Origin of the sequence: Algicola sagamiensis DSM 14643 (genome assembly GCF_000374485.1) — a bacterium.
Taxonomy (GTDB): Bacteria; Pseudomonadota; Gammaproteobacteria; order Enterobacterales; family Alteromonadaceae; genus Algicola; species Algicola sagamiensis.
The window spans coordinates 134,093-160,404 of sequence record NZ_KB894501.1; the positions used below are offsets into that span (position 1 = coordinate 134,093).

Consider the following 26,312-nt stretch of genomic DNA (forward strand, 5'->3'; position numbering starts at 1 on the left):
CATTTTTAGGTAAACTATAGCTTATTCATGATAAAATCGACTAGTTTATGCCGTTTATCGATTCACATTGTCATCTGGACTTTCCTGACTTTGACCAAGACAGGGATGAGGTCATTCAATCCTGTCAGAAGCAAGGGATCGTACGTTGTATTCTACCAGGAACTTCACACCTTCAAATGGAAAAACAGCTAGCACTCAAGGGGGCTTACCCAGACTGGATCGACATCGCTTTTGGGCTTCATCCCTATATGATTGAATCCCAAAAAAAAGAAGATGTTGAGGCAATTTCCAAGATGATTGCAAGCCATTCAAAAACGATAGTTGCACTTGGAGAAATTGGATTAGATAAACGTTTTCCATTGTGGGAAGAGCAGGTGAGGGTTTTTGAAAGGCAGGTTGAACTGGCCCAAGATTTCCAACTGCCTTTGATCCTACATCATCAGAAGTCACAAGATACGATGCTTGGTATTTTACGAAAAAAGGGATTCTCTCATGGGGGCGTGATCCATGCTTTTTCTGGGAGTTTGCAGCAAGCGCAGCAGTGGCTAGCACTTGGATTTAAACTTGGACTGGGGGGAACGGTGACCTATCTCAGAGCACAAAAAACAAGACAGGTTGTGAAAGAACTCCCACTTGATTCGTTTGTGTTAGAAACAGACGCGCCGGATATGCCTGTTTATGGGTATCAGGGGCAAAGAAATTCACCTGAGCGTTTACTCAACGTTTTTCAATCGCTCACTTCGCTAAGAAATGAAGATGGCAGTGTCATCGAACGACAAGTTTATCAAAATACATGTGATATCTTTGGATCAGTAAAGCCGCTCGGTGATGATTTGTGACAGCATCCTTGCAATAATAATCCCCATGTTGACCGCAAAAATCAGGAAGAGCCATGCATATTCATCAGAGGGCTGGTTCATCATTTTCATTGTCAGCTCAAGATCTTTAAAGTTATAACTGACTTTCAGGTACCCGAGAATATTTCTTTCCTCATCACGGATCTCTTGAAGGATGGGTTTCATTGCGCGTTCTGGATGGTATCGAAACCGCTCTTTTGTGAGCAATGCATGTGGTGTCTGGTAGACAATAGTGCCATTTGGATTATGTAGGATCACATCTTCTATCATGGGAGACTGCACAAGAGCCAGACACAAGCTTTCAATCATCGACTTATTATTTTGAGAAAGTGCTGTTTGAAGGAGATTTGATGAATGACCTAGCATTTCCCGAAAGACTTGCTCAGATTGTGTCATCTGGATTTGAGATTTTTCCTGTAAAACCTGATGCCAGCCGAAAAAAACAACAAACCCAAGGCCGATAACAAGTAAAGATTTCCAGAGCTTTTTGATCATGAGAAAATAAGATGGAAACAGCAATCAATCATAAGGATAAGCATAGCATGACAAAAATAGTGCTGTCGCCAGCTTCATCAGAGCAATCTTGTATCGAGATGATTTATGAACAATGTTCGCTAAGTTCTTGCTTGCTATTGCAATGGCAGACAGATCACTTTGTCCCATTCCATTTTGCCGAACAGCAACAAAAAAATAAACGGTTGATAATATGGGATAGTCAGCTTACCGCACAGCAGTTTCTGGATTGCTGGCAAGGTACCCTTCAGTATCAAGCCTTATCGATTCATATCTCAAAACCTCATGTTGATTTATCGCCTTCTGTTGTCATCACACTCAAAGAAGATACCGATGAATGGGCGTTAAGACCGACGCTTACGCAGTTTTTTTCAAAGATAAATACCTCTGGTTGGACACTTCAATCTCATTCACCAAAGTTGCAGCAACCGGGTTTGCTTGTGATGGATATGGACTCTACGGCAATTCAAATTGAGTGCATTGATGAAATGGCGAAGCTGGCTGGTGTTGGTGATCAAGTTGTCGAAATCACGCGTCGTGCAATGTTGGGGGAAATTGATTTTGATGAAAGTCTACGGCAACGCGTCGGATTGCTTGTGGGGTTACCACAGGAAGTGATTGAATCAATGCTGAAAAATTTGCCATTGATGCCAGGTCTCCAGCAACTTGTACAAACGCTGAAGCAACATGAATGGAAAATTGTGATTGCATCAGGTGGCTTTACTTACTTCACAGAGTATTTAAAACGAGAACTACAATTGGATAAAACGGTTGCAAATATATTGGAAATGACTGAAGGGAAACTGACAGGAGAGGTTCTCGGGGCGATCGTGAATGCGCAAATGAAAGCCGATGTTCTCCGTGACTGTTGCGATCAGTGGGGATTAAAGGGCGAACAAACGGTTGCAATTGGTGATGGGGCCAATGATCTGGTGATGATTGAAGCCGCAGGGTTAGGGGTTGCATTCCATGCGAAGCCAACAGTCAATGCACAAACCTTGTCGAATATCCAATCAGGGTCACTGCTACAACTTTTGTATCTTATGGAAGGTGATGCATGTTAACGCAAAAGTCGGAATTTATTATGGTGAATGAGCACCAGCTGCATTTACGTCATATTTTTAAGGAAACAGGCGGGCAGCCTGTTTTAATGGTCCATGGCGCAATCGAAAACGGAAGAATTTTTTATACAGAATCAGGCAAAGGACTTGCTTGTTATTTGGCAGAGCAAGGTTTTGATGTTTATGTCGCTGACCTGCGCGGTCGTGGTGATTGTGAACCAAGGCTACAGCCTTTTGATAACTATGGACAATATGAATCCATTAATGAAGATTTACCTGAAACCATCCGGACATTAGCAGAACGAACTGGTCAAACCGTTCACCTGGTTGCACATAGCTGGGGTGGCGTATTGTTGACAGCTGCGATGGCACGTTATCCAGATTTATTACCAAGGGTTCGCTCAAAAGTCTATTTTGGTACGAAGCGACATATTTCTGTTTTTAGTCTCGAACGTTTGATCAAAATCGAATTACTTTGGTGTCGTTTTGGTCCCTGGGTCTCCAAAAGAATTGGCTATCTCCCTGCAAAAAAATGGGGGATGGGTTCGGATGATGAGACAATTGATTCATTGGCCCATTCGTCTGCATGGGTGAAAGAAATACACTGGCGAGATCCTCATGATGAATTTGATTACGCAGCTGCGTGCCAGGGTATTACATGGCCACCAAGTTTGTTTCTCGCTGGAGAAAATGATTCTTTACTTGGACATCCAACCGATGTTCAACGGTTCATCAAAGAGTCAAATAATCTTTGTGCGGAATATCGTCTGCTGTCCGTGGCAAATGGAAGCGCATTAGATTATGACCATATCAATATACTGACCCATCCAAAAGCAGTGAACGATCACTTTCCTCAAATTTTAAATTGGTACTTGGCATTGAGCCACTAAGTCACGCTATGGTTAGGATCTATTGCTCTTTCATCTGAAATACCGTGGATTTTCAGAAGGTCTTCTGACCTTAATATTGGAAAGGACGCGAGGTTCCAATTAGGGCTTTGCGTTTTTTCTGTTGCTTAAGAATGGTATCAAGTGGCGCTTTTTCTTCAGCGAGTACTTTATCGGTAATATCGATGAGATCGCCAATGCCTACCACACTCCATAGATCCTCTTCAACGACTCTGGCTTTATGAATAGCGTAGTGACTAATATAGCTCAGCTCCTTTGCAATAAAATCCATATCTGGCCGACCTGTACGTGAGATGTAAAGCCGATAGGCGATAAATATCCCCTCAGATGTAGAACGATCAATAAAGCTGCCTAAAGGATTTAGCCCTTTCATTTGAAAGTCATAGATGCTTTCTGGTGCTTTCGTTACATCATCTGGAATAAAGAGAAAGAGATCACTGGATACTGGTCGAGAATGCCGCTTCAATGTCTTTAATTTGGTCCCTAATGTACCATTGAGTACATTATCTTTGGATAATGGATAAGTTGTTGCCATTGACTCTTCGTTATCTGGAAGCTGTATCACAGCTTGGAACGGCGTTGGATAACGTCCGTGGGCAACCGTATTAATCTGCAAACGAACCCCTTTTCGGTGGATGAAAAATGGTGTGTTGTAGATACAGTTGACGAGCATATTTCTTAATGCCTGAGATAAACCAGGGATCTTCGGTGCATCTTCCGCTGCAGTGAGTTTATTCCGGTTACTCGCAATGAGCTGTTGGAAGAATAGTCGAGCGGAATGCTGTCCCTTTTGCTCGTAAACTCGCAAGTTAATAATCGGCATTTTTTGGCTAACACCGACAACTTCATAAGGCATTCGAATGAGTTTATATTTTTTGGTTAATTGCTGAAATTCATGAAAATCGACTAATAAAATATCACCTTTTTTGACATCGATGCGATGATCTAATTCGACCTGTAAACCTTTTGTTGAAAAGTCCCGAGTCGTCCCATCACTTTCTCCGACATTTGGCATTTCCACCATGACCTTTGACTTATAGAGATAGCGTGATTCGGTTCGAAGGTTCACGTACTCCATCGCGACTTCTTCAAACGGAGGGTATGCTTTTAAACGGTGATGCCCAAAGGGCTTGAGGTTATTGACTTTGCCTTTATCGAACTCAAAAACTTTGTATTTCTCAAGACAATCAGCCTGGGTTAAATTCGTCAGCAAAGCAACGCAATTCACACCTTGAATCACATGTTGTACTCTGGCAGATGGCGGCCGGTTCTGTCGTTTTACCTCATCACTTGCTGTATCCGGAATACTTAAAGGCATAAAAGCTTCCTCTGCTGAGCTCGGAAGGACTTGGAACTTAAAGACATGCCAATCTGACTTTGAAGCACCAAATCCAATAAACAGAGAAAACAAATCTGGATTTTGACTCAGCTCATCTATGGTTGCGCTATAGAAAAATTTTCGTTTTTTTGACCAATGACAGAACGTAAACAAGAGTGATTCGTAGGGCATTTTACCTGATGTTATCTTGTCCATGCGTGCCTTATTAAAGACTTCGGACAGAACAATATGGTTTTGCTCATCTCGCCAATATAAAAGAGCGCCTTTGTTGTTTTCGTTGGTCAGTATTGCAGCAGGAATATAACGATCTTTTGTCTTTTTGATATAAACAGGCAGGGAATTGATCCGCGGCACATAGTACTGCTCATACCCTTTGATTTTAACGGCATGAATGGTATTGTCCAAATTCACCTTATAACGCCGTTTATTTCCGTTAATAAACCTTTCTAAAAACTCATCGAAGACTTTTAAATCTTGATCATCAGCACGTTTCATTCTCAGATATTTCGCGCTATCGATCACATCAATCGCAACAATTTCATATCGAACGGCTTCTTTTAGACCTAAAGTGTATTCTTGCTCCAACCCTCGGAAGTGAATACCAACTTTTTGCCCAACCCCGAATGCAGCACTGGTCATGACTTTGGCTTTACAACCGCCAACTGAAAGATCACTTGTTGATGCATTAAATGTTTTGCCATCCAAAGTTTCAAGTTCGATAGAAATGGAGTAGTTCATGCGTTCTTCAGCACGTGAACCATAACTCGCGAACTCAATGAATTGGGCCTGAAATAATGTACTTTGTTGTGGTTCTTCTTTTTTCTCTGTGTTTTTTGTTGGTTCGGTATCTTTTGCTTTTAAGCGTTTTTCTTGATCACGCTTATGCATGACGCGGTGGTTATTTTCAGCGGCGATGACATCTTCATAAACACCAATGGTATAACCGCCATATGTATTAATTCCTTTCTCGAAGCGTTTAATCGCAATTTCGTCAAGATAATGCTGTTTGCCTTGGTGATCATAAGGTTTCACTTCTCCATCGACATGTCCTCGTAAATCAATAAATCGATTACAAGGTTGGCCGAGTCGTTTCAGCTCCATTTTGATGAGAAATTGCTTGGGTTTTGGTAGGTCGTGGGTAACTGACTGAAAGACAATATCAAAGTCTGGCTCACTCAATACTGGTTTGAGCCTGTCAATGATACCTTGGAATTCTTCTAGTCCCGTCGCCATACAACAACTATCTCGCTTGATGATGCGCTTTCAATTGAAAAATGCCTCTAATATATTTATCGTGTCAAAACTTTATAATTGCAATATGTAAAGGCAAGAATTGTGCCTGAATTCGCAAACAGTTATGGCAAAAAATAAAACAGCTTATGTATGTTCAGATTGTGGGTCTGAATATCCAAGGTGGCAAGGTCAATGCACCGATTGTAAAGCCTGGAATACAATTTCCGAACTTCGGATCCCAAAACGACCACAAACAACACGTGCCGGTTATGCTGGTGCAACGGATGCAAAGGTTCAAGTCCTTGGAGAAATCGACTTACAGCAAGTGCCACGCTTTAGTAGTGGTTATGTTGAGCTTGACCGAGTCCTTGGTAGTGGCATTGTTCCTGGATCTGCAATTCTGATTGGGGGAACGCCTGGTGCAGGTAAAAGTACATTGCTTTTACAAACCATGTGTTACCTCGCAACACAAATGAATGCTCTGTATGTGACTGGGGAAGAGTCATTACAGCAAGTTGCAATGCGCGCTCATCGTCTAGGCTTACCCACGGATCGTGTCAAAATGTTAGCAGAGACGAGTGTTGAAACGATTTGTCATCTGGCACAGCAGGAAAAGCCAGGGATCATGGTGATTGACTCGATTCAGGTCATGCATGTTGCAGATATCCAGTCTGCGCCAGGGAGTGTGTCACAAGTCAGAGAAACGGCAGCTTATCTGACTCGTTTTGCCAAGCAGCATCAAATTGCAATCATCATGGTAGGACATGTAACAAAAGACGGCACGCTTGCGGGGCCAAAAGTCCTTGAACACTGTATTGATTGCTCAATTATGCTGGATGGTGGCACAGACAGTCGATACAGAACACTTCGGAGTACGAAGAATCGCTTTGGCGCGGTGAATGAACTCGGTGTCTTTGCGATGACAGGGGAGGGACTCAAAGAGGTTAAGAACCCATCAGCCATATTTCTGACCCGGACAGATGAGCAGTCTTCAGGAAGCTCGGTTATGGTCATTTGGGAAGGTACACGACCGTTGCTTGTTGAACTTCAAGCGCTGGTGGATTACTCGCAGCTGAGTAACCCGCGACGCGTCAGTGTAGGATTAGAGCAAAATCGTCTTGCTCTCTTACTTGCAGTACTTCATCGTCATGGTGGATTGCAGATGTCAGACCAAGATGTATTTGTAAATGTTGTTGGTGGTGTTCGTGTGATGGAAACCAGTGCAGATTTAGCGCTGCTCTTTGCGCTTGTATCCAGTTTTAAAGATCAGCCCTTGCCCCATGATTTGGTTGTGTTTGGGGAAGTGGGGTTGTCTGGAGAAATTCGACCTGTTCCCAGTGGACAGGAGCGTCTTCGTGAAGCGGCAAAGCATGGGTTTAAACGTGCAATTGTACCAAAGGCAAATATTCCGAGGGAGCCCATTGAAGGAATGACCGTCAATGGTGTCTCAAGATTATCGGATGCGCTAGAGCTCTTGTGATTGGCTACTCTTCTTCATCGGGCTGGACGAGTTGATCCAGTTCTCGATGGAGTAATTCTTCGCTGCCGACATTGAGTTCGATCAGCCGTTTGAGATGGGATGCACTATCCAAGTCTAATTTGTCACAGAGCAGACCAATGTAGCTTTGATGACAGTGCATGACTGTCATTTGCATTTTAATATCGATATCAGAGCCTGCGAGTTGAAAAAGTAATGTATGTCTTGCGCCGAGTTTACATTCCCACTTTTCAGGCACTTCAATCAGTGCGCCTTTGAGCGAAAGATCGAGCAAGTGTGTTTCGTATTTGACACCATCACAATCGAAAAGAGAGGCGGATGTTGAGAAAATCACACGCGTGAATTTGCGACGTTCTTCCATATTCAAGGACCTGTTTCGAGAAAATTAGAAGTACCCATAATATGGATAGTATAGTGATGAAGTGAATAATGCAAAGTGCGAGAATTCGATTCTATGAAAACGCATCCCTGCGTCATCTTTAAGCGAGAGCTTCGATATGAATATTCTTTTGTTGTAGTAGTTTATGCGTTGCCGTAAAGAAGCAATGTGCATGCTCTTGTGCAATGGATTCATGCCTTAAGAAGCCTTCCTGAATCAACCAGCGAAAAGTATCTGTTGGGCATTCATCAATATGAATTTTTGCTGGCGCAGGCAATGCTTGAATGGCAAGTTGTGTCAGCATTTTTACTTCAATTTCGAAGTTATCCTGTGGACTGGACATATCTTGTTTCCGATCAATTATTTTTAAAATGAACTATTTAACAATAATCACACCAAGGGTCAACGTTTCACATAGAAGAACATTGAATTTCCGTGCTCTTCACTGATCTGATTCAGTTTTAGAACCTGTTCTTGAGTGAGTTTATTCCCTTTCACCAGGATTAAACCAACTTTTGGGTGTTCTACATCTCTTGTGATGGTTAAACTGGGTGTTAGCTGATTGGCATTGACCGCATATTCTATAGGGACTTCCTCATCAGTGGGCATTGCACTCAACATTTCCAGATATAGTTTTAGTACCTTCCCATCATATTTGTGACCTGCCATTTCTGTGAGGTATTGTTTGGCTTCTGCGCAGGTCTGGATCTCTCCAGTGAATTTCCCTTGGCAGTAGTTATCAAAATCAGAAACAATGCTCAAAATTCGAGAAGCAATCGGGATCTCATCTTTTTGCAACTGATCTGGGTAACCATTGCCATCCATGTGCTCCTCCAAAAATCGAATCGTAAATCCCACGGATGCGAAATTGGGAATAGGGGACAACAGCTCGCTGCCAAGTGACGTATATTCGCAGTAATCTTTGATTTGCTGGCTATCCATATTCAGAATAGGTTTTGTCAGTAACTGTTGATCAATTTTGGACTTACCGACTTCATGGAGGAGGCCTGCGACATAAGTATGTATACATGTCGATGGCTCTAACTTGAGTGTTTTTGCCGTGTACCTGGCTTGAGCGGCGACGCGATGTGCATGTCCATTATCTTGGCCGATTGCCCTTTCACATAAGTTGGTTGCTAGTTGTATCAGCTGTTGGTAGGTTTTTTTGAGCCGTAATTGCGATTTCTCTGAGGATTGCACTGCAACCATCAAGTCCTGTTTGGTTTGTGTATTTTCTTCACTGAGAGAGTCATTGAGGACTTTTAATTCCTCATTTTTTGTTTCCAGTTCTAGTGAAAGTCGACGCTTTTCTCGTTCAGCAGTAAGCAAGTTATAAGCGTTTGATAGTACTAAGATGATCTCCTCATTTTTCCATGGCTTGGAAATATAGCTGTATATCTCTCCGTCATTAATCGCTTTAACCGTTGATTCCATATCAGAGTAACCCGTTAAGAGTATCCGTTTGGAGTTACTGTGTAGCTCTTTCGCTTTTGTTAAAAAGGTTGCGCCGTCCATACCAGGCATTCGCATATCTGAAATAATGAGATCAGGTTTTATTTTTTGGATCTCAGAAAGTGCTTCTTCACCTTTTTCAAATAAGGAAATTTCATAGGACTTTCTCAAGACACGCTTGAGTGCTTTTAAGATTTCAACTTCGTCATCCAACAACAGGACTTTGGGCTTTTTTGTTTCTTGAACTGCTTCTTGGACATCCGCTTCATTTTCCATCATTAATTGCTTTTTGAAGTTGTTTTAGTCCAGTATAGACAGGGATTTGCGACAATACTTAGAGCATATTGAATGGAAGAAAAAAAACAGAAGACTTGTCCATATTGTAAAAAAATTAGGGCGATATTTATTTGGATGGTACTGATGATGATCCTTTACTTTGTTGTGTTTGATGTTTAATGGAAAATAAAGCGCAAATTCAACCCACAGCTGTTCGTATTCGAGGGCAGGCAAGTCGTGGTGGGAGTTTATTAATTCTCATGAGTGCAGGCCTATTTGGTTTGACCACATTGCTCCGGTTGATTGATGTGCCTTTTGTGGCAGATATCTATCTATTTATCACGCTCATATGCATCGCGCTCAGTGCTTTTGGATTTTTAAAGCTGAATGAACCAAGATACAGCATAACAATGAATGACAAAGGATTCTGTTATCACCATCGGTTGGGGAAATGGCGAATTGACTGGGTGGAACTGATGCATATCGGCGTTCCCGAAGTTGCTTCTGGCTTTGAAACGCAAACTTTATCTTTTATAGGGATCCGTATTCGCGATCCTGCATTGCTTGTACAACAGCCCTCGTTGAGATTTCTTGTGAAGGTAATGACAGAACAACGACCATTGTTAATACAAGCGGCAAAAGCGCTTGAAATACCAACCCACGAATTAGAGGACTTTTTCTTTGAGCCTCCTTCATTTGTTTACGAAGGAAACAAGTACGCAGGGGTCATTGGTCAGTTTTTGTGTCGTTGCGACAAACTGCGTGCTGCGTTTGGTTTTGACTTATACATCCCCGTGTCTGCTTTAGATAAGGAAGGCCTTCAGTTTTGCAAGGAAGTCAGACAGTTGAAATTACAGTGGTTGGCTTATTTGGAGCAAACGAATTAAAGCGTTGAATCAAAATATGAATTCTTGAAGGAATTCGCCTTAGAAATTTGCCGTTTTTTTCGATCTACTGTTACATTTGATAGCATAGGATCCATACATATTGTAGAACGAATAGACCATGGCAGATTACGATAAACCTTATTTAACCAGCGGCAGAAACACAATTATTCATAAACTAAAGCGGTTTGATTTGGTCATTTTAAATGGAGAAGGAGAGCCGCCTGTCCTTGTATCCCATCATGGCTTAAAAGTTTTTGATGAAACCGTGCCAAAAAATCGAAAGGAAGCGAAAGAAAGATACCTGTGTGTTGTGAATGCGGAAATACCAGAGATATTTGGTGAACATAAAACATTATTGTTTGTACAAGCGTTGGACGGCAAGGAATACAAATTAGATTATAGTAAAAAAGATACACCAAACTTTATTCGTGTTCATCAAGATAGTTATATCTAAGCCATAAGGGTACATACAAACAAGATGAGACTCGTTATAGCGAGCATAGGCTGAGCAAGCCTGCTTGAAAATGGAGGCTACCATAGCCCCATCGTAAGGGGGACCCTTTGGACAATCAAAATTTATCACATCGTCTCAAAGGAAACGCGGTCGTTCTGATCGTTCAAGCCCAGTTACAACAAAATTTACAGATCACAGATATTAAGTCTTACCTCAAGCAACATGGTTATGAAGCGTGGTATTTTCTGGAAGAACCAGCCGGAGAATTGATTGAAAAAGCGAATCATCAGGAAGAAGGTGCTGCTGACATTTCAGGCATTATTGCAGAGCGGCGTGATGCAGAATTAGAACTTGTTGTTGGTGAGGATAAAATGCAGGTGATTGCGATGATCACAACTGCATTTGGAGGAGAAGATATCTCCAGCAAGTCATTTGCGAAAGCCCTTCAGGAAAAACAAATCAGCTTTGGCCTCAATAAAAAGCAAATCCTTCAATTGATCGAGGAGTCTGCTTCTTCCGAACCTGGGATGACAGTAAAAGGTATTATCGCGAAAGGACGAGAAGCTGTTCCTGGAAAAAGCGCTTATCTTGAGCCACTTGTGGAGTTGTTTCGTGATCGAGAGGTCAAACCAACGGTTCAAGATGATGGCACAGTAGATATGCGTGACTTTGGGCGGATCCTTTCTGTGACGAAAGGACAGCCTATCATGAGAAAAGTGCCAAAAACTGAGGGTGAAAAAGGATGTAATGTCCATGGTGAAGAAATCGATCCAATTGCTGGTGATGATTGCGAAATAAAAGCATCTGAAGGTACCGTTATTTCTGAAAAAGATCCAAATGTCCTGCTCGCTGATGCGATGGGGATTGCTGTGTTATGTGACAATGGCATGAAAATCGATGAGCTGCTTGCTTTGGATAAAGTCGATATTTCGACTGGACATATTTATTTTGAAGGCTGTGTGGCGATTGCTGGTGATGTCGCGGAAGGGATGAAAATTGAAGCAGGAGGGGATGTCAATATTACTGGTTTTGTTGATTCAGCTGTGATCCAGGCAAAAGGAGACATCATCATTACAAAGGCTGCAATTGGTCACCAGAAAGAGCAAGAAAATCATGAACTGGAGTACACAACAAGGCTCAGTTCTGGTGGTGATGTGATTTTAAAGCATGCTCAATATATCGAGGTTCATTGCAAAGGACAGCTCATTGTAGAAAAGCAATTGCTCCACAGCAGAGTCACAGCTTCCAGTGTGCATATTGGTATCGAAGGGAATCCAAATGGCAAAGTCATTGGCGGCGATTTTCACCTCGGCAAATTTTTGCATGCCGGAGAAATTGGTGCACCAGCGGGAAGCCAAATGCATATCAATTTCAATTATTGGTTGGAGCAGTTGAGTGTTCGGCAACAACTAGTGCAAGAGAAATTAGCCAACCATAAAAGTGTCATTGGAGAACTGAAGGAAACCATCGAGTATTTTGAAGAAATTAAGAATGAAGAAGATGTGAGGGATGTCAAAGAGCAGGCTTATAAAGAAAAAGAAATCCATGAAATGACCTGCCGTAAATATACTTTAGAGTGGCGAAAACTAGAGCATAAACGAAAAGTGATATTACAGCATGCTCATGTAGAAGCGAAATCAAAACTCTACCAAGGGATCCATATCAAAGTGGGTGAAAAGGCTGTGGTTTCCACACGAGAATATGGACCTTGTAAAGTCGCGATGAAAGAGCATGAGCTGACCTTTATCGTATAAAAACATCGTTTAGTATAGGGAATGGTGACACATCATAAACGCTTGAAATATGTTCCATCAAAAAAGTACCAGTAAAAACTCCATAATTTGAAAAGCCTTAGCCCGCTCAACATGAAGTTGGCACGAAATATGACTGTCTACGATCAGGTGTCAGAAGTGATGTCTTCATGATGGATAGTGTGTTGATAAAGTCTGTGTAGATTGAGGTACGCTCAATGAATTGCTCCAAAAATAGATTGAATTATCAGCTTTTACTCAGTGTTTTTCTTAGTTTACTCATTGGATGTAGTGGCGGAGAAGATACTCAGAATAACGCATTAACGAGCATTAATGCTGGTCCTGATAGAACCACAAGGCCTGGTGAGGAAGTCACCCTTTCTGCTAGTGCTTCTCCATCAGGCGGTACATTTTCTTGGACACAACTCAAAGGCGATACCTTAGAAAGTTTTCCAGCTGCAAGTGAAAGTGTCACTTTCACAATGCCACCTACTGTGAGTAAGCCGTCACTTTTCAGCTTTAAAATTGTGTATAAAACATCAAGCGGTACAGTTGAAGATATCGTCGAAATTACAGTGGAAGATGAAGCACTCACGCCGATTGCAAAAATCGCCCCGGGAACACCGAACACTGCCCCTTATTCACCCAGTACACTCTTAAAACTGGATGGGACGAATTCTTACGATCAAAACCCATTAGGTACAATCAAAACTTATCTGTGGTCTCAGGTCTCAGGTCAGAAAACATTGAATTTTCGGACTGCATTAGATGCGTCCAATGTGACACTGATCGTTCCACTAGGCAGTAGTGATCAATCGTATCAAGTGAAGCTGATCGTGACGAATGATAAAGGGTTATCAGCGGAGACAGTGTTTGAGTTTACCGCTCAAGGAAGTTCAATTCCAGTCATTGCTCATGCCGGTGATACACTGACGAAACCTGAATTTAGTAAAGTCACTTTAGACGGCTCAGGCAGCCAATCATTGAATGGCACATTAAATTGCACTTGGCAACAAGTGAGTGGCCCAACGGCAACAATCACCAATGCGAACCAATGCCAGACAGAGTTTACTGCACCGGATGTCAGTGGGACAGAATCTGCGGTTTTCTCGTTATTGGTTGAAGATGGGCAGGCTAACTCAGATACCGCTTCAGTCACGCACCAATTGATCCCTTTTGATTTCGGAAAAGTACAGGATACGGGAATACTGAGTTGTTTTGATGTAGATAGTACAGAGCCTTGTACATCAGAGGCCGTGAAAGAACAGGATGCGAAAAGTGGCCGTGATAGTGTTGCTTCATTGTTGTTTAAAACAGGAACAGGTACCGGGGGATTTGATTTTACCAAATTGGATATCAATGGAGATGAAGTACCGGATACAGCGACTATTTATTCCTGCATTCGGGATAATGTTTCTGGGCTGATATGGGAAGTCAAATTACCAGCAACAGATACACCTCCGAATTCTGCGATCCGCTCAGGCATAAATCGTTACAGTTGGAATCTTGCAGATGTTCCAAATAATGGTGGGAAGGGAGTTGCGGCAGATGCACGATCAACATGCCCCAGTGCGACGGATTGTTCGATTACACAATACGTACTGGATGTAAATGCGACAACGCTCTGTGGTGGGAACAATTGGCGAGTCCCCACTTTGGAAGAGCTTCAGTCGATTATCAATTATGATTTGATGCCGTCCGGTAAAGTCATTGATCCCGCTTTTTTTCCAAATGTACCAACACTTGATCCTACCGTAGGTAATCTTTTTTACTGGACACAATATACGAGTGCTGATGGTGGTGGCGTCGAAAGTGCTTGGGTTTTGGATTTTGTCACAGGCAATGATAATACACAGCCAAAATCCAGTTTGGCCTATGTTCGATTAGTGAGGACAAACTCATGAAGTATCTCATATTCCTTAGTCTATTTATGCTGATTAGCCCCTGGGCGAGTGCAGTCCAAAAGTGCTTTGAAGATCAGTTGCACATTACAACACCGACGACAGAGTTGACGGATAACAAAGACGGGACAGTCACAGATACAGGAGCGGGCTTGATGTGGCAGCGTTGCTCATTCGGCCAGACTTGGAACAGTTCAGCATCAGCCTGTGATGGCTTTGCATTGAGAAGAAATTGGGAAAATGCACTTCAGGCAGCGATGGATAGTACCTATGCGAAATATACGAATTGGCGTATCCCAAACGTGAAAGAGCTTGCATCTTTAGTAGAAAGAAATTGTGTTGATCCTGCGATTAATGCGACAATCTTCCCAAATACGAAGTCGGAGAATTATTGGACGTCGAGCAGTGACACCAATACACCCGCTCGGGCCTGGAGTTATGCGTTCTACAGTGGGAAGAATAATACCAAAGCAAAAACGATCACCCTGTATGTTCGTATGGTTCGACATTTAAGTAATGAGTGATGCGTTCATGCGAAAAAAGCTATTTGGCTGCCTCCTGTTTTTGGCAATGGGAAGTCAGGCGGCAGAATGTAATTTAAAACTGAATTATGGTGTTCTTATCTCCCCGCAAGAGATCAGGATCATGAAGCAAGGAAAAACCCATATTCAGATCAATCAGGATAAACAGTTGTTTGTCCGAGGTGAATGGGTACAGCTTTCAAAAACAGATGAAGCCAAGCTCACGAAGTATAGTCTTGGACTGCGTCATCAATTACCAGAGATGATCTCCACTGCTGTGGATGGTGTCGAAGTTGGTTTATCTGCGATATCGAGAGTCCTCAATAGTTTGTCAGACCGGGACTCTGAAGAAGTCGAAGCACTTGTTGTTGAAATCCGCGATCGCGTAAAAGGTAAATTTAACTATCGAGAAGAGTACTTCTTTATTGCGCCACAAAGTTTGACGGAACTCGGGGCCTTTATGAATGACTCTTATCAACAGGAGTTAAGTCGGGCGTTAAGAGAACCTCTTGGCTCAGTCCTATCTGCAGTGAATAGTGCATTAAAGCCAAATCAACGAGCGATAGAAAAGACGCCAGGACCGACCTCGACGGCAACTTTTGTGGAGCAAACACAAAAACTACTCACTTATAAAGCAAATAAACTGGACGAGATCACGAATAAAATCTGTCTGAAGATGGTTGAACTTGATCGTTATGAAACTGATCTACAACGCGTGGTACCGGAGCTTGCGAGTCTCGACTTATTGCACCCACAACGTGGATAGGATCATACTTTCTTCCTCGCTGTGATCGTGTTGATAACGAACACAGCGAGAACATCAAAGCGATTAAGCTGCGCTTTCTATATCTCGAGGCACGTGAGCCAATGCGGCTTGTAAGACACGTAAATCCGCATCTTTCTTGGTCGCATTTTCACTTAAATGACGACGCCAAAGTCGCGCCCCCGGCATCCCCGGAAACATCCCGACCATATGACGAACGATATGCCACATTTTTGTCCCTTTAGTCATTTCATTCTCAATATAATCAAACATTGCTTCCACGACTGCATGTGGATTATCAAAATGTTGTTCACCTTGATGGAAAGTTTTATCCACTTGATTCAAGATAAATGGGTTTTGGTATACTTCGCGGCCAAGCATCACGCTATCAACATGCAGTAAATGCTCAAGACAGGACGGAATGTCTTTAATTCCACCATTCAGTTCAATAAATAGTTCAGGATTGCGCAGCTTTAAATCATACACCCGGTCATACAAAAGTGGGGGAATTTCACGGTTTTGTTTAGGACTTAATCCTTTTAACCAAGCTTTACGGGCATGAATGATAAAAGTATCGCAACCAGAATCTTTGACAGTATCTATAAAATGGGTAAGAAATGCGTAGTCATCCATGTCATCAATCCCGATACGAGATTTCACGGTAACTGGAATGGACACTTGTTTTTTCATTGCGGTAATACAAGCAGCGACAGTTTCAGGCTCTTTCATTAAACAAGCACCGAAACGACCATTTTGAACACGATCTGATGGACAACCGACGTTGATATTCACTTCATCATAACCACGTTCTTCGGCAAGCTTGGCACATTGTGCCATTGCTTCAGGATCTGACCCACCAAGCTGAAGTGCGACGGGATGCTCTTGTTCGTTGTAACGCAAAAAATCATCTTTGCCATAAATGATCGCACCAGTGGTAACCATTTCTGTATACAACCAGGCTTTTTTCGTCATGAGACGATAAAAATAACGGCAATGACGGTCAGTCCAATCCAGCATAGGAGCCACGGAAAAACGACGTTCAAGTGCAACTTTAGATTCTTCAGTCATATTCTTTTAAAACCAACTACTTAAATTCAATTTCATCTCTTTGCTGACTCACTCAAACGTCGAGATTTCTGATATTTTCAGCCCGTTTCTTGACGTTTTTTGGTTGTCGGGGCCACAATAGGGTCACAGGAATTTTTGTGACCCCAAGGAACTTTTATGGCTTATTCAACCATAACGAAACGATTAAAAGCAGATGGAACGCCCCGTTATACATGCCGTGTTCGAGTCAAACAAAATGGCCGCATAGTATACAATGATACGCGCACATTCTCAAAATTAGCACCCGCGAAGGAATGGGGTAAGAAGCGTTCATTAGAGATTGAGCAGTTTGGCTTTGGAGAAAACTTTGAAGGAGATGAAGTCATCACCCTTGGAAAGCTCATTTATAAATACCTCAGTGATCCTTTCCTAGAACTTGGCCGTACAAAAAGAAAAACTCTCGAATTTCTCATCGACTGCGACATCTCAAAAAGACAAGCCTCCAAAGTCAACGCAGCAGCAATCATCCAGCATTGCAAAGAAAGAAAAAGCACAGGTGTTACCCCATCCACAATCAACCATGACGTGAGTTATTTAAGAAGTGTTTTTAAACATGCAAAACCAGCATGGAGTATGAATCTGGATGACTCTGCTTTTGTGGAAGCCTTACCTATTTTAAAAGACCTCAATTTGATTGGTAAAAGTGAGCGGCGTACTCGCAGGCCGACCAGTGTAGAAATCGACAAGCTAACCAAAGCGCTATCCAAAAGGCAAAGCCACAGAGGTTCTAAGATCCCATTTATCGATATCCTGAACTTCTCGATTTTATCCTGTATGCGGATAGGAGAGGTCTGCAAGATACGCTGGGATGATGTGCAAGAGGATAGTAAATCGGTATTGGTTCGAGATAGAAAAGACCCACGTAAAAAAGCAGGAAACCATATGTTGGTTCCACTCCTTGGCGGTGCATGGGAGATCTTACAAAAGCAACCTAAGACAGCAGATTTCATTTTTCCTTATGAGTCCAAATCAGTCTCAGCAGGTTTTCAACGAGTACGAAACCAGCTCGGCATTGAGAACCTCCGATATCATGATTTAAGAAGGGAAGGGGCCAGCCGACTCTTTGAAAAAGGTTATCATATCGATGAAGTCGCCCAGGTCACAGGACACCGTGATCTCAAGACACTATGGCAGGTGTATACCGAGTTATATCCGAATCGGTTGCATGATAAGGATATATAAGAAAAATAGCATAAACCCAAAAAGATCAGCTGGTAAAAAGGTTTAAAAGTTAAACTTTTAGCTAAAACAAAATTTAATATTTGGAGCTGATCTTACAAGCTAATACAACTAATATGCTTGAAACCTAAATGGTTTAAAGTTTTTCTCAAAGTTCTTCGTTTTTTTCCTTGTATCTTTATTATAAGAAGTAATATGGCTATTGGAATTAGCTGCTTGACCACCATAAATTCTATGCAAATGCGAGACTTCTCCATATTCTTCCTTTCTGCCTCCTGTAGTTACTCCAGCTTGAAATTTTACCAAGGTGTATTCTTTGGTTATATATTCAATTTCATTAGAACCATTATCCTCCTCTTTAATCAATCCTGTGTAAGACACAGTTACAAATTTTGTTGACCAAACATTATTTCCTTCATTTTTATAGCCAACGGGGGAGTGGAAGTTATCCCACATTGATTTTAAGAGAGCTTTTTCCTCATTCTCATCTTTAGCAATTATTACTGTTGATTCTGTAGGGTTAGTGCCATTTCTGATATCTAGATCGATCCTATTTACTGACTTTGCATTCCCATCTTGAATATTTTTAGACAGATGCTTTTCTCTAAAACTATCTGAAAATCTTAGTATATCGGAGCTAGGGAAGTTCTTGGGTTTATATTCTTTATCTGTTTTCGATACGAAATTATTTGGTTGTTGCATTTGCATTTGAGTACCTTTAGCGATCTCTATTTCTATCAAAAGAAATTACATCTACTTTAGTGATTAAGACGAACAAGTGAGCTGAATGTGAAAAAGATGAGTTAGTTTATATACCACAAGTCTGTCATCTATATACTCAACCAACCCAATCTTCCTTAGCAATCTCACGCTGTCGATCAATAAACTCGGCCAAGTCTGACAGGTGGATCACCCATTGGTTTTTTTGGCTTTCCCCACATCGAAATGCGGGGACGGGGAGGGTGCCAGCTTTGGCTTTTGCAATGGCTGTATTGCGGTTGCAGCCAAAGTAAGTTTCGCTGATTTCTTCAATGGGAACTACAGCTCTTTCGTATTGTGCCAGGAGTATAAATGCGGTTTTCATTTTCCTTCTCCTAATAATTCCCCAGTTTCTGGATCAAAGCTTTCTTCGATGATGAGTTGGATCTCGTCTTGTTTGTCTTTGTATGCTTTCCTTGCGGTATGCTGTAATTCTTTAGGCAGTGCCTTTGCTTTCTCAGCGACCTCAAGTAATTCTGCCTCGGTGTGGGCATTTTCAATTTGAGTCAGTACTGCCTGGAGCGCAGGATCAACTTCTTTTGGGGAGTTGGCTTTTAGCTGCTTCACCAGTTGTTCAGAACGATTACTTTCTGTAGGTTGGTCACTGTGATTTGTGGGCGTAATATCCCTCTCTTTTAGGACTGGGAAATCCTCAAACTCATCGACTGTGTACACACCTAGAATTACATCTGGGCAGTACAGGCGGGACCAGTATTTTACTGCGAGATAGGCGCTTTGTTGCTTTGGGTTGGTCTTCCATAGTGGACTATTTTTGACGCCCACTGTTGCAGGGTATAGCCATTCGCCCCAGGTGATTTCCTCATCCCCTTTTAAGACTGCACCGACGCGAACACATGCTTTACTAAACTGATGCCAGTTAATTTCTCCAGTGCCTTGTGGCCAGTCACCTTGATACTCATATCTAAAGCGGCCAACAATCGCCTGGGATGAAGAGATCACCGCGTTGATAAGCTGCGCTTCATAACCCAGTTGTCCATTTACGAGGTGGGTCTTTTGGGCAACGGCGAAGGGATTCATCCGCCATTGTGCCGCTTGCATGACGACAGCCAAACAATCAGGTTCTGCACCCTGCAAATGTTTTGGAACCGTGACCCGGCTTTGTGCCATTAGGTTTGCAACGCTGATCATCTGTTGCATCACCGCAGCATCAAGTATCAGATCGGTTGTATTCATTGGATTGTCTTGTGGGGTAAGTTCGTTCATGGTCATTCCTTTATGCTGCCTGTTGTTGGTTCAACGTGAGTAAGTTGGACTTGATAAATTGGATCATTGACAGAAAATGTTCAGCAACCGGGTTTTCCTTCATAGGGACGTGATCCATCCAATTTTTGCCGAAAATATTTATCATGTTATCCATGATTTGCACAATTCTGGTGAAGTTAACCTCGCTCATTTTAAAGCTCACCTTTTCATACCGAAGGCTATTGAAGATGTATCTTGCGAGCGCTTTATCAATCTCCTTATTACGGCGATTTTTGAGTAACTGACTTACTGCAATGTCAGGTACGAATTCTTCGTCAATTATCATCAAATCAAAGCAACCTAGCTTCTGTGTTAACTCGACATCATCCATGCCCATAAAATGTTCCATCACACATGTTGCTTGCATATCTTTAAATTGCAGAGAGTTAGTTTTATCCCCGTATACGCGTGTGAACTCGCCTTCCCCTTCTCTGATATCTTCAAAGGTGACATAGATGGGAAAGAAAAACTCTTCGGAGAAGATTTGGTACTTTGTGATATCACATTGTTGAATGGTCATGATGATCCCCTAGATGCGAAAAACGCGAATTTCTTGTTGTTTTGTGAATTTGTTGGCAAGTTCTGGATGGACTTTGCGAAACGTGGTTGTATCAAAGCTGTTTCTAGCCTGAGTCTTCCATGAGGCAATTCTTTCTCCATTGCATAGCAATACCTGATTCTCTCCCATGTGGGACTTGATCGCTTGGTCTTGTGTCTTGATGATCTTCTCTGCTTCCTTTTTCATCCGTACAGCTCGGTCGCGTTCTTCCATAGCAAATATCACGGATTTATTTGCTTCTACCGCTTGGGCATTGTCCTTGGTGTAAAACTCGTTTAACTCATCCAATGTCACAGGCTTTGGTGGGACATCTGCAATGACGTTGCTAAACCAAAAGTCCTCAAGTTTTTCGTCCATATAATCTGCCAGCTCAGTATTGAGCGTGAAGGAATACACACGAAAATCATTGCCCCCAATCAGCACAGCCAAGTCAGCATATAAGCAACCCAGCACATGCATATAATGGGTCACTTGTAATAAGTAGGTATGTGGAACTTCATCTGTACCGACCACTCCCCATTGTGAAGTGCTAAATGCACCTGCGGTTTTACACTCTAAAACTTTGCGTTTGCCAACCACCATGCGATCCAAATTGGCACGAAGCCAAGGGGCTTCCGGGTAAATGTAAGGTTTATTCCTGCGTTGTACTTTACAGCTCATCCGCCGGGCGTATTCCTTCGCAACGACATCTTCCAGAACATTCCCAAAATGAACCGCTTGGTTTTCGGATAAATCTTCCGGGCTAACGCGGCCTGTTTTCTCAAGCCACACTTGATACGCGCTTTTGTATGGATTAAGGCCCAGGATAGAGCCGACATCACTGCCGCCAATCCCTTTTCTTCGTTCGAAGTGCCAAAGCTCCTCATCTGTGAACTTGCTTTGGTCAACCTGCGCTTCGAGCTGAGCAATGTAGTTTTGATGAATCTCGATTGAGTCCATTAGTGTTCTCCTTGTGCGAATGCGCGGATCTCATCCATTGAGTTTTCGACGATTTTCCCAACCATGTTTTGTGCGGTGCACTCCAGCAATGCGCGATACAACTTATTCGCCATTTTTAAGTCCGCATAGTTTTTTGCCACTGCAAACAGTCGGAAGATTTCAGACGACTTTTCTATTTCCTGTATTTCGCAAATGACTTCTTCAAGATTGACGGTGGTTGATCCAATCTCGACGCGTTCTTGTTCAAGCAACTGCTGGGTGTAACGTTCTGTCAGTTTATAGATGGCTTGCTCTTCTCTTTCTTGCTGCGCTTGGCTATCAAGAAAGGATTCAAGCTGGGTGGAAGTAACACAGGGAAAGCTCATCTTGTTGCTCCTTCTCTGATGATGGGAAGTGGAAATGCGATCTCTTTACCGTTCCTTACTGCGCGATTGTGACGAGCCAATCTTTGACGGTAGGCAAGCAAACGTTCTTCATTGGTTGAGGCCAAATAACAGCAAGCCAGTTGGCAATGATGCTTGAGTGATTTTGACGATTTGAATAATGTTTTCATGTCCTGCCCTCGAATAGGTGACATGAGGAAATATAAGATAACTTACTTTTTAGATCAAGGAAGATTTATAAGATTTCTTACTTTTATGTTTCTAGGTCTTCGAAAAGTTAATATCTGAGGTTATTTTGATGGGCTAGAGTTGGCGGCCAGAAAAGACGACAGAGCCGATAATTTTTGAGTCATCTCCCAAGGAAACGAATTGCTCAGGCCAATTTGGGTTCACAGGTTTTAAAACTTTGCTACCACCTTCTTGTATGAGCTGCTTGAACGTGACATCACCCTGTTCACTGACTTTAGCAATAACGAATGAGCCGTGTTTTGATTCAGCCAATGGATCAACAAAAATAAGATCACCTTCCCAAAACTTAGGTTCCATCGTGACACCGCTGACCTTGAGAACAAATGTCTTATCGCTACATTCTACAGGGCACGGGAAATGCTTAGCGGATAGCTTTTCGGAAGGGTCTATGGATTCCCAGTTTTCAGCCTGAGCCCATGAAATTAATGGATACTGGCCTTGAAGTTCTGGCCCTGGTGCAACATTTGATGCAGGCTTATCCGATGGTGAACCTTTCCCATGAAGTAGCCATTCGGGGTTACAGTCCAACACTCGGCATAGAGCATAAAGATTTTCGCCTCTTGGTGAGGTTTCATCTTTTTCCCATTGCGTGACAGAAACTGATGAGACTCCAATATAAGTCCCAACTTGCTTTTGCGTTAGCTTCTTATCTTTGCGCCTTTCGCGGATGCGCTGACCTAGTGTTTTCATGTAAGTGATCTTATACCCTCTTGATCTAAGTTTCCTTTGATTCTAATATGTAAGAAATCTTATATTCCTAACTGAGGAACTAGATATGAAAAAAGCGGAAGCAGTAAAACACTTCGGTGATACCAAAAAACTAGCAAGAGCTTTAAACATCACTCCCTCTTCAATTTACCAATGGGGTGAAACGATCCCACCCCTTCGAGCATTTCAAATTGAAAGAATTACCAAAGGAAAGCTGAGAGCAGTAGCAAACCACCAATGAATGAAATCTAGTCTATCCAAGGAGAGAAGACATGAAACACTGTTCACGCAATCGTCTGTCAATTTTGCTCAAGCATATGAGCATGTGGTTAGAATTTCCCAGAGAGTCCCGATCCATTATCGGGGAAGAAGTTGCCCAGGCTTTCTTCAAATTAGGGTTTGATCAGGCGCTACAGCGAGAAGGGATCAACTTTAAACGAACGGACGATGTAGACAGGGATATGCGTACCCGCGCACAAAAGTTGTTTCGCTGGCTGGGGCATTATGAGGATATTGCACCGGACACGGAGAAGTTGTTTTACATCGAAGTCGCCATTGTTGCAGCGATGCCAGAACCTATTCGACTTTCTTATCTCAATGAAGTCTTTGCCGTCACAGGCGTGTTTATCGGCATTTTCCAAGACCCTTCCAAAGAGCTCAATCATTCGCAAATTGCTGCGGCCTTGATGAAGGAGAACACAGAAGCGCAGTTGTCCGTTTTGGGATTAAGCAATGAACCAAGTGAAGAGGAAGTCACAAACACCTACCGGGAGCTACAAGAATCCGCAGGCACTACCATTGCCGCGTTGAATCTACTGGAGCGCCATTACCCCAAACTACGCAGCTACCCAAAAGTGAAAAGCCGCCTAACACCATGTTTTTCGAGGACAGGAGAGGCGGCTGATCAGGATGCTCATGGGAGTCGCACCCGGAGGTCATTATGAGCAACTTGGCAGAAAAAAACAACATACTACCGTTTCCGACTGGCTCACCATATCGGCCACCGGATCAGGGGGAAATCGTGAAAGCTGACACGAACGATGGGTATACGAGGTTAGCCAATGAGATGCTGGAAACGTTGTGCCAGTGCGAGCTTTCCGCTCGGCAGTATCGCGTTTTCATGGCGGTGCTTCGCAAGACCTATGGCTGGAATCAAAAGTCTGACGTGATCTCATCCGGTCAGATTGCCGAATTGATGAATTATCAGGGTGGGTATCGGCACATTTGCACGGATATTCGAGACCTAAAAGAGCGCAATATTTTGATTGGTTCTGGAAGAAATATTGGCCCAAATCCGCATGTGAATCTATGGAAATTAAGCAAGTCGAAACCATCAAAATCAAGCGCAAATGTATCTGAAATCGGATACCCAAAGTGTCCGAAAACGGATACCAAAAGTATCCAAAAACGGACACATCAACCGGATGAATTACAGGACACATGTATCCGAAATCAGACACCTAAAGTATCCGAAAATGGACACCCTATGTGTCCGGAAACGGATACAAAATGTGTCCGAAATCGGATACCACAAAAGACAAAAGACAAATTAAAGACAGTGAAAGACATTGGTAAGAAAAAAACACGCGCGTCACCCGCGCCCAAAAATTTCCAAGTCACCGAGAAATTAATCGACTGGTGTCGAAGCAATGACATTCAGGCAGATTTACATTTGGAGACTGAGCAGTTTTTGGATCATCACCGAGCCAAAGGATCGAGTTTCAAGTGTTGGGAGGCTGCTTGGCGAACTTGGATGCGAAATACCAAGAAGTTTACCAGTCCCAGACAATCCCAACGGCCAACGCAAAACAACGCAATGCGACAGCAGGACATTCAGGATTGGCTCAACCATGATGACACGGGTAACCAATCCATAGCTCAACAGCCCAGCCAAATGACTCAGAAGGACATCGACCATGAACCATTCTGACAAACAAGAATTCATGAAAGTACTCGAAATGACCGCCCAGCTGTACAACCAGAAGCAACCGGAATCAATGGTACTGAGGATGTATTTTCAGGCGCTGGAGCGCTTTTCACTGGACGAGGTGAAACACGGGATCAACGCCCATGTGCAAAACCCCGACAACGGCCAGTTTTACCCAAAACCTGCGGATATAATCCGAGGGATTGAGGGCAACACGAATACCCAGGCGCAACTTGCTTGGACGAAGGTTGAGCGGTCGATCCGGTGTATTGGACATGACACCTCAGTCGTGTTTGATGATCCGGTGATCCATGTGGTGATCGAAGATATGGGTGGATGGATAGACCTGTGTGGTGTGTTGATGGATGAAATGCCATTTCGCAGAAACGAGTTTACCAAGCGCTATCAGGGGTATGTCAGCAACCCACCAAAAACTTATCCTCGGATGCTTATCGGTGCGTCGGATGCGAGGAATCGACAACAGGGTTATGCCTTGGGAAATCTGAGATTGATTGGAGACAAGGAAGCGGCAAAACGGGTGTATAACCAAGGGGCTGAACAGGCGAAGACATTGGGGCATTGGGTAAATCCAGAGAGCTTACAGCTTGAGCGAATTGATCACGCAAAGACGCATAACGCAACGCTGACGCAGGTGACGCATGAGCAATCTTGAGACCGCACTTGCGCTCCACATCCGAGCAATGAAATTACCTGAGCCGCAGCGGGAGTTTCGTTTTCATCCTACCCGGCGCTGGCGCTTTGACTTCGCTTGGCCGGATTTGAAGATTGCTGTTGAGGTTGAAGGCGGCACCGAAAGCCACGGCCAGAGGCGAACTGTTCAGGGACGAATAACCACACTCAAAAGCCGTCACCTGACACCATCAGGATTCAAAGAGGACTGCCACAAGTACAACCAAGCGGCATTGCTAGGCTGGCGCGTCCTGCGATTTTCCGGTGCGATGGTCAAAAGCGGCGAAGCGATAGAAGCTATTCAACAAACTTTGGGGAGCACATCATGAACGTCATTGAACAACTCACACAAGTCATTGGTGAAGAATCTGCGCTATTGCTTGGAAACTACATGGGCGGTGCAAGGCTGTATATCCCGGTCAAGGTCCAGCATGACCATCCAATCACCATGTTGCTAGGCCGCGAGAAATCCCAAATGCTCAGCGACTACTTCAAAGGGGATACGATTGATATTGAGCTATGATGATTTCTGGTGTATGAGGTGAGAAAAAGAATGTGGTGCTAATCTGTTGATTGATCTCGCAAATCAATAGTCAACAAAGAGAAACACCACATGGCAAATCATAAAGTATCACCACTGAAATCACCAGAAATAGATCCACTGAACGACGTTTTAAAACAAGGGGCACAAGCACTCCTCGCGAAAGCCATTGAAGCTGAAGTGGCCGAGTTATTGGCACAATACGAAACGCTTCA

At 43.0% G+C, this 26,312-nt stretch carries 31 protein-coding genes and 1 pseudogene; 18 read left to right on the plus strand and 14 right to left on the minus strand.

Annotated features, from left to right (window positions below):
- Window positions 1-47: 47 nt before the first annotated feature.
- A complete protein-coding gene (locus C505_RS0115400; RefSeq protein ID WP_018693530.1) occupies window positions 48-839 on the plus strand; it encodes a TatD family hydrolase in 792 nt (263 codons plus the stop codon).
- Here the strand turns inward: C505_RS0115400 and C505_RS0115405 are convergent.
- Entirely contained in the window at window positions 810-1,352 is a 543-nt protein-coding gene (locus tag C505_RS0115405) for an AhpA/YtjB family protein (protein WP_018693531.1), read from the minus strand. The two genes, C505_RS0115400 and C505_RS0115405, sit on opposite strands and share 30 nt — an antisense overlap.
- 11 nt (window positions 1,353-1,363) lie before the next feature.
- On the opposite strand from C505_RS0115405, the gene serB reads away from it, so the two are divergent.
- Together serB and C505_RS0115415 are read left to right on the plus strand one after the other, a co-directional pair.
- The gene (gene serB / locus C505_RS23800) at window positions 1,364-2,434 is read left to right on the plus strand and encodes a phosphoserine phosphatase SerB (protein WP_018693532.1); all 1,071 of its coding nucleotides are present in this window, start codon (window positions 1,364-1,366) and stop codon (window positions 2,432-2,434) included.
- Window positions 2,428-3,321, plus strand: a complete 894-nt coding sequence (locus tag C505_RS0115415) for an alpha/beta fold hydrolase (protein WP_018693533.1) — start codon at window positions 2,428-2,430, stop codon at window positions 3,319-3,321. Before serB ends, C505_RS0115415 begins: the two co-directional genes overlap by 7 nt.
- Window positions 3,322-3,391: 70 nt before the next feature.
- On the opposite strand, the gene C505_RS0115420 is transcribed toward C505_RS0115415, so the two are convergent.
- Window positions 3,392-5,911, minus strand: coding sequence for a PilZ domain-containing protein (locus tag C505_RS0115420; protein WP_018693534.1), 2,520 nt, complete (start codon window positions 5,909-5,911; stop codon window positions 3,392-3,394).
- 124 nt (window positions 5,912-6,035) lie between these two features.
- On the opposite strand from C505_RS0115420, the gene radA reads away from it, so the two are divergent.
- Window positions 6,036-7,391, plus strand: a complete 1,356-nt coding sequence (radA, locus tag C505_RS0115425) for a DNA repair protein RadA (RefSeq protein ID WP_018693535.1) — start codon at window positions 6,036-6,038, stop codon at window positions 7,389-7,391.
- A gap of 4 nt (window positions 7,392-7,395) precedes the next feature.
- Here radA and C505_RS0115430 read toward each other — a convergent pair whose 3' ends face one another.
- The 3 genes from C505_RS0115430 to C505_RS0115440 form a co-directional block, all read right to left on the minus strand.
- On the minus strand, window positions 7,396-7,770 hold the full coding sequence (locus tag C505_RS0115430; protein WP_018693536.1) for a PilZ domain-containing protein: 375 nt from the start codon (window positions 7,768-7,770) through the stop codon (window positions 7,396-7,398).
- A 118-nt stretch (window positions 7,771-7,888) separates the two neighbouring features.
- Window positions 7,889-8,131, minus strand: coding sequence for a hypothetical protein (locus C505_RS0115435; RefSeq protein WP_018693537.1), 243 nt, complete (start codon window positions 8,129-8,131; stop codon window positions 7,889-7,891).
- Window positions 8,132-8,190: 59 nt separating this feature from the next.
- A complete protein-coding gene (locus C505_RS0115440) occupies window positions 8,191-9,519 on the minus strand; it encodes an HD domain-containing phosphohydrolase (protein WP_018693538.1) in 1,329 nt (442 codons plus the stop codon).
- Window positions 9,520-9,695: 176 nt separating this feature from the next.
- Here C505_RS0115440 and C505_RS0115450 point away from each other — a divergent pair, with 176 nt between their 5' ends.
- The 6 genes from C505_RS0115450 to C505_RS0115475 all read left to right on the plus strand — a co-directional run bounded on the left by C505_RS0115450 (window position 9,696) and on the right by C505_RS0115475 (window position 15,796).
- A complete protein-coding gene (locus C505_RS0115450; protein WP_018693540.1) occupies window positions 9,696-10,403 on the plus strand; it encodes a DUF2982 domain-containing protein in 708 nt (235 codons plus the stop codon).
- Between the two features lie 118 nt (window positions 10,404-10,521).
- Window positions 10,522-10,857 (plus strand): hypothetical protein, encoded by a 336-nt coding sequence (locus C505_RS0115455; RefSeq protein WP_018693541.1) that lies wholly within the window; start codon window positions 10,522-10,524, stop codon window positions 10,855-10,857.
- Window positions 10,858-10,964: 107 nt separating this feature from the next.
- Window positions 10,965-12,611 carry a DUF342 domain-containing protein gene (locus C505_RS0115460; RefSeq protein ID WP_018693542.1) on the plus strand — a complete coding sequence of 549 codons (1,647 nt, stop codon included), beginning with the start codon at window positions 10,965-10,967 and terminating at the stop codon, window positions 12,609-12,611.
- 215 nt (window positions 12,612-12,826) lie between these two features.
- Window positions 12,827-14,512: an Lcl C-terminal domain-containing protein gene (locus C505_RS0115465; protein ID WP_018693543.1), complete on the plus strand. Its 1,686-nt coding sequence runs from the start codon at window positions 12,827-12,829 to the stop codon at window positions 14,510-14,512.
- On the plus strand, window positions 14,509-15,033 hold the full coding sequence (locus C505_RS0115470; protein ID WP_026318015.1) for an Lcl C-terminal domain-containing protein: 525 nt from the start codon (window positions 14,509-14,511) through the stop codon (window positions 15,031-15,033). Before C505_RS0115465 ends, C505_RS0115470 begins: the two co-directional genes overlap by 4 nt.
- Before the next feature lie 7 nt (window positions 15,034-15,040).
- Window positions 15,041-15,796, plus strand: a complete 756-nt coding sequence (locus C505_RS0115475) for a DUF2884 family protein (RefSeq protein WP_018693545.1) — start codon at window positions 15,041-15,043, stop codon at window positions 15,794-15,796.
- A 63-nt stretch (window positions 15,797-15,859) separates the two neighbouring features.
- On the opposite strand, the gene dusA is transcribed toward C505_RS0115475, so the two are convergent.
- The gene (gene dusA / locus C505_RS0115480) at window positions 15,860-16,861 is read right to left on the minus strand and encodes a tRNA dihydrouridine(20/20a) synthase DusA (protein ID WP_018693546.1); all 1,002 of its coding nucleotides are present in this window, start codon (window positions 16,859-16,861) and stop codon (window positions 15,860-15,862) included.
- Between the two features lie 156 nt (window positions 16,862-17,017).
- On the opposite strand from dusA, the gene C505_RS0115485 reads away from it, so the two are divergent.
- Window positions 17,018-18,082 (plus strand): tyrosine-type recombinase/integrase, encoded by a 1,065-nt coding sequence (locus tag C505_RS0115485; protein ID WP_018693547.1) that lies wholly within the window; start codon window positions 17,018-17,020, stop codon window positions 18,080-18,082.
- A 108-nt stretch (window positions 18,083-18,190) separates the two neighbouring features.
- Here C505_RS0115485 and C505_RS0115490 read toward each other — a convergent pair whose 3' ends face one another.
- The 8 genes from C505_RS0115490 to C505_RS0115525 form a co-directional block, all read right to left on the minus strand.
- Window positions 18,191-18,787: a hypothetical protein gene (locus C505_RS0115490; RefSeq protein WP_018693548.1), complete on the minus strand. Its 597-nt coding sequence runs from the start codon at window positions 18,785-18,787 to the stop codon at window positions 18,191-18,193.
- Between the two features lie 130 nt (window positions 18,788-18,917).
- Entirely contained in the window at window positions 18,918-19,163 is a 246-nt protein-coding gene (locus C505_RS0115495; RefSeq protein ID WP_018693549.1) for a pyocin activator PrtN family protein, read from the minus strand.
- A complete protein-coding gene (locus C505_RS22600) occupies window positions 19,160-20,062 on the minus strand; it encodes a RecT family recombinase (RefSeq protein ID WP_018693550.1) in 903 nt (300 codons plus the stop codon). Before C505_RS22600 ends, C505_RS0115495 begins: the two co-directional genes overlap by 4 nt.
- 10 nt (window positions 20,063-20,072) lie before the next feature.
- Entirely contained in the window at window positions 20,073-20,621 is a 549-nt protein-coding gene (locus C505_RS0115505; RefSeq protein WP_018693551.1) for a hypothetical protein, read from the minus strand.
- Between the two features lie 9 nt (window positions 20,622-20,630).
- Window positions 20,631-21,599 (minus strand): YqaJ viral recombinase family nuclease, encoded by a 969-nt coding sequence (locus C505_RS22605; RefSeq protein ID WP_018693552.1) that lies wholly within the window; start codon window positions 21,597-21,599, stop codon window positions 20,631-20,633.
- Window positions 21,599-21,964, minus strand: a complete 366-nt coding sequence (locus C505_RS0115515) for a hypothetical protein (RefSeq protein WP_018693553.1) — start codon at window positions 21,962-21,964, stop codon at window positions 21,599-21,601. Before C505_RS0115515 ends, C505_RS22605 begins: the two co-directional genes overlap by 1 nt.
- Window positions 21,961-22,152 carry a hypothetical protein gene (locus tag C505_RS0115520; protein ID WP_018693554.1) on the minus strand — a complete coding sequence of 64 codons (192 nt, stop codon included), beginning with the start codon at window positions 22,150-22,152 and terminating at the stop codon, window positions 21,961-21,963. Before C505_RS0115520 ends, C505_RS0115515 begins: the two co-directional genes overlap by 4 nt.
- 133 nt (window positions 22,153-22,285) lie before the next feature.
- Window positions 22,286-22,921, minus strand: coding sequence for a LexA family protein (locus tag C505_RS0115525; RefSeq protein WP_018693555.1), 636 nt, complete (start codon window positions 22,919-22,921; stop codon window positions 22,286-22,288).
- 85 nt (window positions 22,922-23,006) lie between these two features.
- Between C505_RS0115525 and C505_RS0115530 the strand changes: the two genes are divergently transcribed.
- The 7 genes and pseudogenes from C505_RS0115530 to C505_RS25010 form a co-directional block, all read left to right on the plus strand.
- Window positions 23,007-23,180 (plus strand): Cro/CI family transcriptional regulator, encoded by a 174-nt coding sequence (locus tag C505_RS0115530; protein ID WP_018693556.1) that lies wholly within the window; start codon window positions 23,007-23,009, stop codon window positions 23,178-23,180.
- A 31-nt stretch (window positions 23,181-23,211) separates the two neighbouring features.
- Complete coding sequence (locus C505_RS22610; protein WP_018693557.1) at window positions 23,212-23,883, plus strand: hypothetical protein; 672 nt, start codon at window positions 23,212-23,214, stop codon at window positions 23,881-23,883.
- Window positions 23,880-24,869 (plus strand): replication protein, encoded by a 990-nt coding sequence (locus tag C505_RS23805; protein WP_018693558.1) that lies wholly within the window; start codon window positions 23,880-23,882, stop codon window positions 24,867-24,869. The genes C505_RS22610 and C505_RS23805 overlap by 4 nt, the downstream gene beginning before the upstream one ends.
- Window positions 24,856-25,539 carry a DUF6475 domain-containing protein gene (locus C505_RS22620; RefSeq protein ID WP_018693559.1) on the plus strand — a complete coding sequence of 228 codons (684 nt, stop codon included), beginning with the start codon at window positions 24,856-24,858 and terminating at the stop codon, window positions 25,537-25,539. The genes C505_RS23805 and C505_RS22620 overlap by 14 nt, the downstream gene beginning before the upstream one ends.
- Window positions 25,526-25,885 (plus strand): endonuclease domain-containing protein, encoded by a 360-nt coding sequence (locus C505_RS0115550; protein WP_018693560.1) that lies wholly within the window; start codon window positions 25,526-25,528, stop codon window positions 25,883-25,885. The genes C505_RS22620 and C505_RS0115550 overlap by 14 nt, the downstream gene beginning before the upstream one ends.
- Entirely contained in the window at window positions 25,882-26,079 is a 198-nt protein-coding gene (locus C505_RS0115555; RefSeq protein ID WP_018693561.1) for a hypothetical protein, read from the plus strand. The genes C505_RS0115550 and C505_RS0115555 overlap by 4 nt, the downstream gene beginning before the upstream one ends.
- Window positions 26,080-26,169: 90 nt before the next feature.
- A pseudogene (locus C505_RS25010) lies at window positions 26,170-26,312 on the plus strand (IS256 family transposase); the annotation flags it as partial.